The sequence below is a fragment of the Spiribacter salinus M19-40 genome, assembly GCF_000319575.2.
Lineage (GTDB): Bacteria > Pseudomonadota > Gammaproteobacteria > Nitrococcales > Nitrococcaceae > Spiribacter > Spiribacter salinus.
Genome location: NC_021291.1, coordinates 1,654,923 through 1,667,664 on the forward strand (window position 1 = coordinate 1,654,923; position 12,742 = coordinate 1,667,664).

Here is a 12,742-nt window from a genome sequence, read left to right on the forward strand (position 1 = left end):
ATGCGTCAATGAAAATCTTCGTTCGCTTTCTCGTCGCGCTACTGCTGCTGGGCGCGATCTTTGGGGGCATTTTCGGTTACAAGTTCCTCGTGCAATTCCAGCCACCGGAAGGCGCGGGCGAACCTCGCCCGGCCAACATCACCGCGGCTGAGGTCGAGACCCTCGAGTGGCGCGGCCAGCGCAGCGCCGTTGGGGGATTGACGGCGGTTGACCGGGTGAACGTGAGCACCGAGGCCGCAGGCACCATTGATGTCATCCGCTTCGACTCCGGCGATGCCGTGAGCGAAGGCGATGTCCTCATCGAGCTCGACAAGTCGGTCGATAACGCCGAGCTCGCCGGTCTGGAGACCGAGGCCGAGCTCGCACGCATCGAGTTCGAGCGCGCCGAGGACCTACTCCCGCGCCGGGCCATCTCCCAGTCCGAATTCGATGTGGCCCGCGCCCGGCTGGACAGCGCCGAAGCCGCCGTTCAGACCCAGCAGGCCCGGATTCGCCAGAAAACCATCGAAGCGCCGTTTGACGGGCTGCTCGGTCTGCGTGAGGTCAGCGTTGGCCAGTTCCTCTCGCCCGGCTCCAGCATCGTCGAGCTGCGCCAGCTCGACCCGATCTATGCCGATTTCACCTTGCCGGAGCGCTTTTTGTCGGATGTGGAAGAAGGCCAGCGCATCCGCATCAGCACCGGTGCTTACGGCGACGAGACGTTTGAGGGGGAGATCACCGCGATCGAAAGTGGGGTGAGCCCCGAGACCCGCTCGGTGCCCATCCGCGCCACGCTGGAGAACCCCGAGGGCCGCCTGCGCCCCGGCATGTTCGCCCGCGTGACCATCCTCGAGCCCATGACCCGGAAGGTCGCGACCATTCCGAGCACGGCGGTGAGCTTTAACACCTACGGCGATTTCGCCATCCGCATTAATGAGACCGACGAGGGCCTGACCACCGAACGGGTTCAGATCGAGACCGGCGAGACACGCGATGGCCGGGTCGAGGTGACCCAGGGGCTTGAGCCCGGTGATCGCGTGGTCGGCGCTGGCCTGGTCAAGGTGCGCCCGGGTCAGCCCGTGACCATCGATGAGACCATGACGCTTGACCCGGATGAGGTCTCCGGGCGATGAAATTCACCGATATCTTCATCAACCGGCCGGTCCTTGCCACGGTCGTCAGCCTGCTGATCCTGCTCGCCGGCGTGCGCTCGCTGGATCTGCTGGAGGTGCGCCAGTACCCCTCCACCGAGAACACCGTGGTCACCGTTAGCACCGCCTTCCCCGGCGCGGACAGCGAGCTGGTGCAGGGCTTTATTACCCAGCCCCTGCAGCAGGCGATTGCTGAGGCCGAAGGCATTGACTACATCACCTCCGAGAGCCGCCAGGGCGAGTCCTCCATTGAAGTGAACATGGAGCTCAATTACGACGCCAACGCGGCCGTCTCGGAGATTCAGGCGAAGGTGGCCAGTCAGCGCAACGTCCTGCCCGAAGACGCGCAGGACCCGGTGATTGAATCAAGCACCGGGGATCAAACCGCGCTGATGTACATGGCGATCTACAGCGAGGAGGTGCCCGTCCCGGAGATCACCGACTTCGTCAACCGCGTGGTCCAGCCTCAGGTCCAGGCCCTGCCCGGTGTCGCCAAGGCCCGGGTCTTCGGCCGCTCGCCTGCCATGCGCATCTGGCTTGATCCCGAGCGGATGGCCTCGCTGAACGTCACCGCCGCCGAGGTCCAGGACGTGCTGCGGGCGAACAACTACCAGGCGGGCATCGGCAGCACCAAGGGCCCGTATACCCAGATCAACCTGTCTGTCACCACGGATGTTGGCGACCCCGATGACTTCAAACGCCTGGTCGTGCGCGAGGAAAACGGCACCATCGTGCGACTGGATGACATTGCAGTCACCGATTTTGCATCGGAGACCTACGCCTCAGCCGCCTGGTACAAGGGCGATCCATCGGTGTTCATTGCCGTTGAGCAGGCGCCCGGCGCCAACCCGCTGGACGTGGCCGGCGCGGTGAAAAACGAGCTACCGGCGCTGCGCAGCCAGCTCCCCGAGGGCATCGGCCTGGCCCTGCCCTACGACGCCAGTCAGTTCATCGAGGATTCGATCAACGAGGTGTTCAAGACCATCGCCGAGGCGGTCTTGATCGTGCTCGTGGTCATCTTCCTGACCATCGGCTCGGTGCGTGCGGCCATCGTCCCCTCGCTCGCCGTGCCGCTGTCGCTGGTGGGTGCGGCCACGCTGATGCTCGCACTCGGCTACTCGTTGAACCTGCTCACGCTGCTCTCGCTGGTGCTGGCCATCGGCCTGGTGGTGGATGACGCCATCATCGTGGTGGAGAACATCCACCGACATATCGAAGACGGGATGTCGCGGGTGGATGCGGCACTCACCGGTGCGCGGGAACTGGCCGTGCCCATTATCGCGATGACCACGACCCTGCTCGCGGTCTATGCCCCCATCGGCTTTATGGGTGGGCTTGTCGGCACGCTGTTCACGGAGTTCGCCTTCACCCTGGCCGGCGCGGTGCTGATCTCCGGCATTGTAGCACTCACATTCTCGCCCATGATCGCCTCCAAGGTCCTCAAGCCCGCCGGCAACGCGGGCCGGTTCGAGTCGTTTGTCGAGCGACTGTTCAACGGCCTGGCGGCGGGTTACAAACGCAGCCTCCATGGCCTGCTCGAGACCAAGAGCGTGCCGATCTTCTTTGGCATTATCGTGCTCGCCTCGAACTACTTCATGTTCACCATGAGCGAGAACGAGCTTGCGCCCACCGAAGACCAGAGCATTCTGCTGTTCCAGGGCTCGGCGCCGCGCACCGCCACGTTCGACTATCTGGCGGCGTTTGCCGAGCAGTATCAGGACGAGGCCGAATCCATTCCGGAGTACAACCGCACGTTCATGCTGCTGGGTGGGCTCTCACCGGATACCGTGTTTGGCGGCTTCAACATGGTGCCGCCAAGCGAGCGGGAGCGAAGTCAGAATGAGGTCCAGGAGGAACTCAGCGCGAAGTTCAGCGCCAACCCGGGCCTGGATACCGCGGTGTTCCCGCGGCCCAGTCTGCCAGGCTCCGGCGGTGGACTGCCCGTGCAATTCGTCATGACCACCTCCGAGTCCTACGAGTCGCTGGACGCGATGGCCAACGAAATGATCGGCCAGGCGATGCAGAGCGGGAATTTCATCTTTTTGCAGAAATCGGTGGAATACGACCGGCCCATGGTCACCCTCAACGTCGACCGCGACCGCGCAGCGGATCTGGGCATCAGCATGGCCGATCTTGGCAGCTCGCTATCCGGCATGCTCGGCGGCGGTTACGTGAACCGCTTCAACCTGGATGGCCGCAGCTACAAGGTCATCCCCCAGGTCGACCGCCCCTTCCGGCTGGACGCCGACATGCTCGAGGACTACTACATCGAGACGCCGGCGGGCGAGCGGGTGCCCATCTCCAGCGTGGTCACGATGACCGAATCGGTGGAGCCAGGCTCACGGAACCAGCATCAGCAGCTCAACTCGCTGACACTCGAAGGCGTGATGACCCCCGGTACACCGCTTGGCGATGCGCTCGAGTACCTGGAGACGACCGCCGAGGACACGCTGCCATCCACCTATAACGTGGACTACACCGGGCAGTCGCGGCAGTTCGCCGGTCAGGGGAGTGCGCTGGTGCTCACCTTCTTCCTGTCGATCCTGGTGATCTACCTGGTGCTCGCCGCGCAGTTCGAGAGCTGGCGTGACCCGGCGATCATCCTAGTGTCGGTGCCGCTTAGCATTGCCGGCGCGCTGGCGTTCATTACGCTCGGCTTTGCCACGGTCAACATCTACACCCAGGTGGGGCTGATCACACTGATCGGTGTGGTGGCGAAAAACGGCATCCTGATCGTGGAGTTCGCCAACAACCTGCAAATCAACCAGGGCCTGAACAAACGCGATGCGGTGGAGGAGGCCTCGGCCATCCGTCTGCGGCCCATCATCATGACCTCGCTCGCGCTGATCATGGCCATGGTGCCGCTGCTCATTGCTACGGGGCCAGGCGCGGTCAGCCGATTCCATATCGGACTGACCATCGCCACGGGGCTTGGCATCGGCACGATCTTCACGCTGTTCGTGCTGCCGGCGTTCTACCTTCTGCTGGCTCGCGATCACAACGCGAGCACACCGGCGGGGGCCAATGCCTGAGCCAAGCGCTGAGCCGGTAACAAGCCGCGATCCTGCCGTCACCGCCCGGGGCCTCACCCGGGTGTATGGCGGCACGACCGTGGTGGATGGCATTGATCTCGACATCCCCGCGGGGGAGTGTTTTGCCCTGCTCGGCCCCAATGGCGCGGGCAAAACCACCACGCTGCGGATGCTCCTGGGGCTGACGCCGCCGAGCGCGGGCACCATCACGGTCCTGGGCGAACCCATCCCCGAGCGGGCTCGGGCCATGCGCGAGCGCGCGGGCATCGTGCCGCAGTTTGACAACCTCGACCCCGATTTCAGCGTGCGCGAAAACCTGATTACCTACGGGGCGTATTACGGTGCGCGCCGCCGCCGGATCGAGGCCCGGCTGGACGAGCTCCTCGCCTTCGCCGAGCTCACCGAACGCGCGGATGATCCGATACAGGGGCTCTCCGGCGGTATGAAACGCCGCCTTACGCTGGCCCGGGCGCTCGTTAACGACCCGGAACTGCTCGCCCTGGATGAGCCCAGCACCGGCCTCGACCCGCAGGCGCGCCAGCACATCTGGGAGCGGCTCCATACCCTGCGCCGCCAGGGCAAGACCCTGCTGCTAACCACCCACTACATGGAAGAGGCTGAGCGGCTGTGTGACCGGGCGGCCATCATCGACCATGGCCGCATCGTCGCCTGCGATACCCCCCGCAACCTGATCGCCGAGCACATCGAGCCCCATGTCGTTGAGTTACGGGGCGATCTCGCCCTGCAATGGCTCGGGCGTCTCGCCTTCGCCCCAGGCGATGAGCCTACCGACAGCCAACAGGCCGCCGAGGACGAGTGGCTTAAGCCCCTGACCAAGGCCGGTCTGCGCATTGAGCCCGTCGGCGAGACCGTCCTGATCTACGGGACCGACCGTGACGCCCTGCTGGACAAGGTCCAGGCCCTGATCGGCCCGGGTTATCTGTATCGCCCCGCGAGCCTGGAAGACGTCTTCCTGCGCCTGACCGGCCGGGAGCTGCGAGACTGATGCGAAGCGAGCCCCGCCTCATCGATCATCTGCGGGAACCGCCGCAGCTCAGCCTGCGTTTTATCGCGGTGTGGCTGCGTAACCTGCGGGTGTGGCGCAAACTCATGCTGCCCTCAATCCTCGGCAACTTTGGCGAGCCCTTGCTCTACCTCCTGGCGCTGGGCTACGGCCTGGGGCAGTTCGTTGGCGAGGTGGAGGACATGCGCTACATGGTCTTCCTTGCCAGCGGCATCGTTTGTTCCGCGGCGATGACCGGCGCCACCTTCGAGGCGCTCTACTCCGCCTATACCCGACTGACCATGCAGCAGACCTGGGCGGCTATGCTCGCCGCGCCCATGAACGTGGATGACGTTGTCCTGGGGGAAATTGCCTGGGCCGCCACCAAGGCGCTCATCAATGCGAGCGCCATTGTGCTGGTCGCCGCTCTGCTGGGGCTGGTCTCCGGGCCAGAGGCGATCCTCGTGCTCCCGGTGATCCTGCTGGCCGGACTCGCCTTCGCCGGTATCGCCATGATCGTCACCGCGATCTCGCCGAGCTATGACTTCTTTTTGTACTACTTCACGCTGGTCATGACGCCGATGCTGCTGCTCTCCGGGGTGTTTTTCCCACTGACGAGCCTGCCAGACGCCGTGCAAATCGGCGCCCAGTTCCTGCCGCTGGCCCATGTCGTGATGATGGTCCGCCCGCTCATGACCGGGGGCACCATCGATGCCCCGATCCTGCATCTTGGCGTGGTGATCGGCTATATCGTGGCGACCTACTGGATCAGTGCCGCCCTCGCCCGCCGGCGGCTCATCAAATGATCTAGTACTGAATCAGCGCGGTAACCGGGGCATCGGTCATCTGCTGGCGGGCATTCAGGAAGGTAAGCTCCAGGACAAAACAATAGCCCAGCATTTCCGCGCCCAGGCGGCGCAGCAAATCAGCGGTCGCCCGCGCCGTCCCACCAGTTGCCAGCAAGTCATCAACAATCAGCGTGCGCGCGCCCTGATGCAGGGCATCGCGGTGAACCTCCAGCGCATCCGTGCCGTATTCAAGCTCATACTCCGCGGAGTGCACATCCGCCGGGAGCTTGCCCGGCTTGCGCACGGGAATAAAACCGGCGCCAAGCTCATAGGCAAGCGCCGCGCCAAAAATAAATCCCCGCGACTCCGTGCCCACAATGTACTCCGGCGTGGGGCCATCCACTGCGCTCGCCATCAGCTCGATGGCCGTACGAAACCCCGTCGCGTCTCCGAGCAATGGCGTGATGTCCTTGAAGAGAATCCCGGGCTTGGGGAAGTCCGGAATATCCCGAATCAGGCCCTTTACCTGGGCGAGATCCGCCTCGCGATCCGTCATGCCAACACTCATCCGTCCTGTCTCCCGAGTTCGTGCGCGTGATCATCCGATGACGCCGCCGAATGCTCCCGTGCGTCACCCAGTCCCTCACGAAGATAACGCAAATGGGTCTCGGCCGCCTGCACCGCCCCTTCCGGGTCGTGGTTCACAATCGACTCCACCAGATCGCGGTGCTGAACCCGCAAGTGCTCCTCGCCCTGTTCGCTGATGAGCATGGCCGCGCGGGCCCGGCGCACATGCTCACGCAACACCGAGAACAGACCCCGCATCATGGTGACCAACGCGACGTTATGAGTGGCTTCGGCTACCGCCAGGTGCAGACGGGCATCCCAATCCGCGGCCTCACTCGCCTCACCCGCGGCCTGCGCCGACTCCATGCGCTCGAGCGCCTCGGTAATTGCGGCCAGGTCCTTGTCAGTGGCCCGTCGGGCGGCCAGTCCCGCGCTCATCGTCTCCACCCCCTGGCGCAGCTCCAGGACGTCAGACACCGCTTTGGGCTGGCTATCCATCAGCCGCAACAACGGATCGGTGAGACTGGGCGCGGTGACCTTGGCAACGGTATAGCCAGCGTTACGACGCACCAACAGCAGTTCACGGGAGACCAGCTTGAGCAGCGCCTCGCGCAACGAAGCCCGGGAGACCGCCATCAAACGGGACAGCTCACGCTCCGCAGGCAGTGCATCACCAGCGTGCAGCCGGCCTTCCACAATCTGGCGCTCGATCTGCTCGGCAATCGCATCCGATAAACGACCCGTCTCAGGCGGAGAAACGGGGGTGAACAGATGGTGCACGTGACACGCTCCCCCGGCCTAGCGGCGCGGGCCCTGCATGATGCGCAGCAGGTCTTCGGGGCGAACTTGGCGTGCCCGCGCCGCGTCGGCGGAGCGCTGCCGAATGCGGGCCGACACCGGGGCCGCTGACGGGGCCTCCGAGGCACGGGCGGGACGGCCCTCAAGCTCGCCGAGGGCCATCAGGCAATCCCGGCATAAACAATCGTCATAACGCTGCGCGATCGACTCACGCATTTCATCACTGAGCGCGATATCCACGCACTGGCAACGGTGAATGCTGCCCAGGCGGCACTCAAAACCGCCCCCGCAGCGCGGACAGGCCTTCGGCTCGTGATCAGGCATCCGGTTTTCCTGCTGATCGGCTGACCGGGGTGGCGAACGCATCGCTCGCAAACCAACCGCCAGCGGCTGCTTCCTCGTCCAACCGGTCCATGATGGCCAGGCGCTTGGCCTCAGGGTAATCCCGCCACTCGGTGATTTCCGTTTCGGTGCGCCCGCAACCAATGCAACGACCCTGTTCGACCTCACAGATACTCACGCAAGGGGATGACGAAGACACTCAGAACCTCCACAAGATGTTGTACAGGCGTTGTACCAGACACCCAATGAATAGGACAAACGGTAAAGGTCACCCGCCAAGGTTATCGTCCCCCGACTTCACCGGCTATACTGCGTGGTCAGACCATCGGAGGAGAGACCATGGCCACCGCATCCCAGGACGCCGCTGCCACCGGCCAAATCGGCCATTACGTCAACGGTGAGGCCATTGCCGGCGCGCCGGGCGGGCGCAGTCAACCGATCTATAACCCGGCGACGGGCGCGCAGACCCACTCGGTCGCGCTGGCGTCGGCCGAGGAAGTGGATCGCGTCATTGCGAATGCGGCTGAGGCTCAGGTCGGCTGGGGCGCTACACCGCCGCTGCGCCGGGCGCGGGTCATGTTCCGCTTTAAGGAGCTCATCGAGCGCAACCACGACCGGCTGGCCGAGTGCATCACCCGCGAGCACGGCAAGACGTTCTCGGATGCTAAGGGCGAAGTCATCCGCGGCCTGGAGGTGGTGGAGTTTGCCTGTGGCATCCCGCATCTGATTAAAGGCGAGCACTCACCCAATGTTGGCACTGGCGTGGACAGCCACTCCATGCAGCAGCCCGTGGGCGTGTGCGCTGGCATTACGCCGTTCAACTTCCCGGTGATGGTGCCGTTGTGGATGGCGCCCGTGGCGCTGGCCTGCGGCAATAGCTTCATCCTCAAGCCCTCGGAGAAGGACCCGTCGGCCGGCATGCTGTTGGCGGAATTACTGAAAGAGGCCGGTCTGCCCGATGGTGTGTTCAATGTGGTCAATGGTGACAAGGAGGCGGTCGACGTCCTGCTGACCGACCCGCGGGTTGGCGCCATCAGTTTTGTGGGCTCCACGCCGATCGCGCAGGCCATCTATTCAACCGGCTCGGCCCACGGCAAGCGCGTCCAAGCCCTGGGCGGCGCCAAGAACCACGCCGTGGTCATGCCCGATGCCGATATGGACCAGACCGTGGATGCCCTCATGGGCGCGGCCTATGGCTCGGCGGGCGAGCGCTGCATGGCGATCTCCGTCGCCGTCCCCGTGGGCGAGGAGACCGCGGACCGCCTGGTAGCGGGTCTGAAGGACCGCCTGCAGACCCTGACCATCGGCGATGGCCTCAGCGAGCCCGAGCCTGAAATGGGCCCGCTGGTCACCCGCGAGCACCGCGACAAGGTCGCCAGTTATCTGGACATCGGGGCTGCCGAGGGCGCCGAGCTGGTCGTTGACGGCCGGCAGGGTGCCGTGCCGGGTGGCGAACACGCCAACGGGTTTTTCATTGGTGGCTCCCTGTTCGATCGGGTCCGCCCCGGCATGCGTGTGCACAGCGAAGAGATCTTCGGGCCGGTGCTCAGCGTGGTTCGCGCCGCCGACTTCGAGGAAGCCCTCAGCGTGGTGAACGGCCACGAGTTCGCGAATGGCACCGCGATCTTCACGCGCGACGGCGACGCCGCCCGGACCTACAGCGAGCGCGTTGAAGCGGGCATGGTCGGTGTGAACGTACCGATCCCGGTCCCGATGGCCTTCCACAGCTTCGGTGGCTGGAAGCATTCACGCTTTGGTGTCCTGCACGCGCATGGGCCCGACGCCGTGCGCTTTTACACGCAGATGAAGACCATCACGACGCGCTGGCCCAAAGGCGTTCGCGACGGCGGCAGCCAGTTCGTCATGCCGACGATGTAGGGGAACGGGGGCTCAGCCCTTGGCCTTGTGGCCTGGCGGTAGCGGGACGTGGCGCGAGATGTCGAGTAAGTGGGCGCGCGTTGAACGGCTAAGGCGCGCGGCCCTCAGGTCATACTCCATCTGCAAGCGCATCCAGAACTCGGGGGACGTACTGAAGTACCGGGCAAATAACAGCGCCGTTTGCGCGGTAATGCGCCGCCGCCCACACTGAATCTCGGTGATCCGATTCACTGGCACGCGGATCGCCCGCGCTAGAAGCGTTGGGCGAATACTGCGTGGGCGCATGAACTGATCGGTCAGGACCTCACCCGGCGGGATAGGGGCAAGCGCCTGATCAACCGCATCTGGGCGTTTATCGCCATCCAGTGGTGCAAAACCCGTCATGTCGCAGGCCTCGCCTGCTCACCACAGTGCAGTCCAACCCGCCGCGCCTCACCCGCCTCAAAGTAAAACGACAGATACCAGCCATACCCGACGTGAATACGCCACCAGTCGGGAGATGTGGGCGAGGCGGCAGGCACGGCGTCAGTCGGATCTTCCGGAAATGGCACTGACGGGTCGTAGCAACCCTCGAGCTGTTGCCCGAGCGCCTGGTGGAGATCCTCGAGTTCCACCGCGGCATGCAGGATGGAAAGGTGCTGACGAACGGCAAATAAAACCCGGGGATGCAGGTTCTGTGGTTCACGGCCACGCCAAATCGCTCGAAGCACCGGAGTTGTACAGCTTTTCAACATGGCGACAGACATATCGCGATCTCGTGGTCGGGCGGGATGCTGTCGGCTAAACGGGCGCAGTAAACGGACCAGCGGGTGGGACCGGCGGGTGGCAGTGCGGCAAATTCGTCGCGGCGAAGCGAGTGTTGTTAACCCAACTTGACCCCTGCAGACGTTTGACGGCAAACATCACGACGCCTTACGCGAGCCGTACTGCAGTCCGATTGAGTGACGTCGTACGTAACTGGCAACGGCGAATCGGCGAAATGGCGTCATGAAAGGGTTTTCATGATCCGCACTCCGTCAGACGTCCTGCGAACCTGGCTATTGCGCAGACGAAGGTCGGTGAATCGGACAGACGCCTTACGGTCCACATCCAAACGTTTTACGGAAGGCGTCAACATGGGCGAAAAGAGGAGGCAAAACTCTGCGCGGCGCGCCGTGTGGCATAGCAACCACCGGGGCCTCTGTAAGCTCCAGGCTGGACCTCAGCGATGGCTAGGCCCTCACTACCGGCTTGAGCCAATTTCCTGAGAGATTTCTCTCCCCGGCCACCCTCTCCCCGGTTACCCTGTCCCCATGAACCCCGACGACATCGATATTCCGCACTTCCGAGCGCGCCTGCTCGCCCAGCGCGCCGAGCTTGAGAACTTGCAGGACACGCGCACGGATTCCGCAGCAACCGTCGAGCTCGATCAAACCCGGGTGGGTCGCCTGTCGCGGATGGATGCCATGCAGCAACAGGCGATGGCCCAGGCCACCGGCGAGCGCGCGAAGCGCACGCTCACGCGCATTGAGTCCGCCCTCCGGCGCTGCGACGAGGGCACCTACGGCGATTGTCTGCGTTGCGAGGAACCGATCGACGTCCGGCGCCTGGAAATCGACCCCGCCGCTACGCTCTGCATCGACTGCGCCGATTAACTCAAAAAGAGCGCGTACGCCGGGTTATCCGACTCATTCCGATACGGATACCCGAGCTTATCGAGGCTTTCCTCAAACTTTGCGCGCTGATCGGGTGGAACCTGGATGCCCACCAGTACGCGTCCATAGTCCGCGCCATGGTTACGATAATGGAAGAGCGAGATATTCCAGCGCCGGCCCAAGCGCTTCAGGAAATTCAATAGCGCCCCCGGGCGCTCCGGGAAGCGCACGTGGTACAGAATCTCGTCGTCGACGTTGTGCCCACGCCCACCCACCATGTGACGGACGTGAACCTTCGACATCTCATCATCTGTTAAATCGAGCACCGGATAGTCTCGTGCCCGCAGGGCCTCCACGACCTCCTCACGCTCGGCAAAGCCATCGTTCAGCCCGATCCCGGCAAACACATGCGCCTCTTCCGAGTACGCATAACGGTAATTGAACTCGGTGATCGCCCGGTTCCCGATCGTCTCGCAAAACTCACGAAAACTGCCGGGGCGCTCCGGAATCGTCACCGCCAACACCGCTTCGCGATGCTCACCGAGCTCCGCGCGTTCCGCGACATGCGCCAGGCGCGAGAAATTCATGTTCGCACCGCAATTGATGCCAACGAGCGTCTGCCCGGTGATCCCGTTTTGCTGGACATACTTCTTGATGCCCGCTACCGCCAGCGCACCCGCCGGTTCCATCACCGACCGGGTGTCCTCGAAGATATCCTTGATCCCGGCACAGATTTCATCCGTCGAGACCAACAGGCACTCATCGACGAGCTCCCGAGCGATCCGAAAAGTCTCCTTGCCAATCTGCCGCACGGCGACGCCATCGGCGAAGATCCCGACCTCGCCGAGCGTCACCCGACGGCCGGTGGCCATGGCGCGCTCAAGCGTTGGCGCGTCCTCGGGCTCTACGGCGACGATCTTGATATCAGGACGTAATTGCTTGATGTAGGCCGCAATGCCCGCGATTAAGCCCCCACCGCCAACCGGCACGAACACGGCATCGATCGGCCGAGGATGCTGACTCAAGATCTCCATGCCGACCGTGCCTTGCCCCGCGATCACCTCCGGATCATCGTAGGGGGGGATATAGGTGAGCCCACGCTCCTCCACCAGCTTTTCGGCATGCGCCTTGGCGGCATCGTAGTTATCACCATGCAGCACCACGCGACCACCGAAATTCCGGACCGCATCCACCTTGATCGCCGGCGTGGTGCGCGGCATCACGATCGTCGCCTTGATGCCCAGCTTTTGCGCCGACAGCGCCACGCCCTGTGCGTGGTTGCCGGCCGATGAACAGATCACGCCCTTCTCGCGCTGCGCGTCAGTGAGACTGGCAATCTTGTTATACGCACCGCGGATCTTGAACGAGAACACCGGCTGCAGATCTTCGCGCTTTAAAAGCACGTTATTCTCGAGCCGCCGGGAGAGGTTCACCGCTTGCGTGAGTGGCGTCTGATCCGCAACGTCGTAAACGCTCGCGGTCAGAATGCGTTGCAGATAGGATTTCATGGCAGAACGCGCGCTGTCCGTAAAAGGTCTCAGTGTATAGGACGGACAATCAAAGGAGCCAA

13 protein-coding genes are annotated in these 12,742 nt (G+C 63.7%); 6 read left to right on the top strand and 7 right to left on the bottom strand.

What is annotated here, in order from left to right:
- The first annotated feature begins 8 nt into the window (after nucleotides 1–8).
- From SPISAL_RS08190 to SPISAL_RS08205, 4 genes are read left to right on the top strand one after another with little or no spacing between them, the layout of a single operon-like run.
- Nucleotides 9–1,112 carry an efflux RND transporter periplasmic adaptor subunit gene (locus SPISAL_RS08190; protein WP_016354006.1) on the top strand — a complete coding sequence of 368 codons (1,104 nt, stop codon included), beginning with the start codon at nucleotides 9–11 and terminating at the stop codon, nucleotides 1,110–1,112.
- On the top strand, nucleotides 1,109–4,162 hold the full coding sequence (locus SPISAL_RS08195; protein ID WP_016354007.1) for an efflux RND transporter permease subunit: 3,054 nt from the start codon (nucleotides 1,109–1,111) through the stop codon (nucleotides 4,160–4,162). The genes SPISAL_RS08190 and SPISAL_RS08195 overlap by 4 nt, the downstream gene beginning before the upstream one ends.
- Entirely contained in the window at nucleotides 4,155–5,168 is a 1,014-nt protein-coding gene (locus SPISAL_RS08200) for an ATP-binding cassette domain-containing protein (protein ID WP_016354008.1), read from the top strand. Before SPISAL_RS08195 ends, SPISAL_RS08200 begins: the two co-directional genes overlap by 8 nt.
- Nucleotides 5,168–5,971: an ABC transporter permease gene (locus SPISAL_RS08205; protein WP_016354009.1), complete on the top strand. Its 804-nt coding sequence runs from the start codon at nucleotides 5,168–5,170 to the stop codon at nucleotides 5,969–5,971. The genes SPISAL_RS08200 and SPISAL_RS08205 overlap by 1 nt, the downstream gene beginning before the upstream one ends.
- A 1-nt stretch (nucleotide 5,972) precedes the next feature.
- Here SPISAL_RS08205 and SPISAL_RS08210 read toward each other — a convergent pair whose 3' ends face one another.
- From SPISAL_RS08210 to SPISAL_RS08225, 4 genes are read right to left on the bottom strand one after another with little or no spacing between them, the layout of a single operon-like run.
- Nucleotides 5,973–6,521 (bottom strand): adenine phosphoribosyltransferase, encoded by a 549-nt coding sequence (locus SPISAL_RS08210; RefSeq protein ID WP_016354010.1) that lies wholly within the window; start codon nucleotides 6,519–6,521, stop codon nucleotides 5,973–5,975.
- Nucleotides 6,518–7,300, bottom strand: coding sequence for a FadR/GntR family transcriptional regulator (locus tag SPISAL_RS08215; protein ID WP_016354011.1), 783 nt, complete (start codon nucleotides 7,298–7,300; stop codon nucleotides 6,518–6,520). The genes SPISAL_RS08210 and SPISAL_RS08215 overlap by 4 nt, the downstream gene beginning before the upstream one ends.
- Nucleotides 7,301–7,318: 18 nt before the next feature.
- On the bottom strand, nucleotides 7,319–7,642 hold the full coding sequence (locus tag SPISAL_RS08220; RefSeq protein WP_016354012.1) for a cysteine-rich CWC family protein: 324 nt from the start codon (nucleotides 7,640–7,642) through the stop codon (nucleotides 7,319–7,321).
- On the bottom strand, nucleotides 7,635–7,838 hold the full coding sequence (locus tag SPISAL_RS08225; RefSeq protein ID WP_016354013.1) for a DUF1289 domain-containing protein: 204 nt from the start codon (nucleotides 7,836–7,838) through the stop codon (nucleotides 7,635–7,637). The genes SPISAL_RS08220 and SPISAL_RS08225 overlap by 8 nt, the downstream gene beginning before the upstream one ends.
- A gap of 161 nt (nucleotides 7,839–7,999) precedes the next feature.
- Here SPISAL_RS08225 and SPISAL_RS08230 point away from each other — a divergent pair, with 161 nt between their 5' ends.
- Entirely contained in the window at nucleotides 8,000–9,538 is a 1,539-nt protein-coding gene (locus SPISAL_RS08230; RefSeq protein WP_016354014.1) for a CoA-acylating methylmalonate-semialdehyde dehydrogenase, read from the top strand.
- 12 nt (nucleotides 9,539–9,550) lie between these two features.
- Here the strand turns inward: SPISAL_RS08230 and SPISAL_RS08235 are convergent, their stop codons facing one another.
- Nucleotides 9,551–9,922 (bottom strand): HigA family addiction module antitoxin, encoded by a 372-nt coding sequence (locus tag SPISAL_RS08235; protein ID WP_016354015.1) that lies wholly within the window; start codon nucleotides 9,920–9,922, stop codon nucleotides 9,551–9,553.
- Complete coding sequence (locus SPISAL_RS08240; protein ID WP_187287967.1) at nucleotides 9,919–10,248, bottom strand: hypothetical protein; 330 nt, start codon at nucleotides 10,246–10,248, stop codon at nucleotides 9,919–9,921. The genes SPISAL_RS08235 and SPISAL_RS08240 overlap by 4 nt, the downstream gene beginning before the upstream one ends.
- Nucleotides 10,249–10,830: 582 nt before the next feature.
- On the opposite strand from SPISAL_RS08240, the gene SPISAL_RS08245 reads away from it, so the two are divergent.
- Nucleotides 10,831–11,172, top strand: coding sequence for a TraR/DksA family transcriptional regulator (locus SPISAL_RS08245; RefSeq protein ID WP_016354017.1), 342 nt, complete (start codon nucleotides 10,831–10,833; stop codon nucleotides 11,170–11,172).
- Here SPISAL_RS08245 and ilvA read toward each other — a convergent pair.
- Nucleotides 11,169–12,680 (bottom strand): threonine ammonia-lyase, biosynthetic, encoded by a 1,512-nt coding sequence (gene ilvA / locus SPISAL_RS08250; RefSeq protein WP_016354018.1) that lies wholly within the window; start codon nucleotides 12,678–12,680, stop codon nucleotides 11,169–11,171. The genes SPISAL_RS08245 and ilvA overlap by 4 nt on opposite strands.
- Nucleotides 12,681–12,742 lie beyond the last annotated feature (62 nt).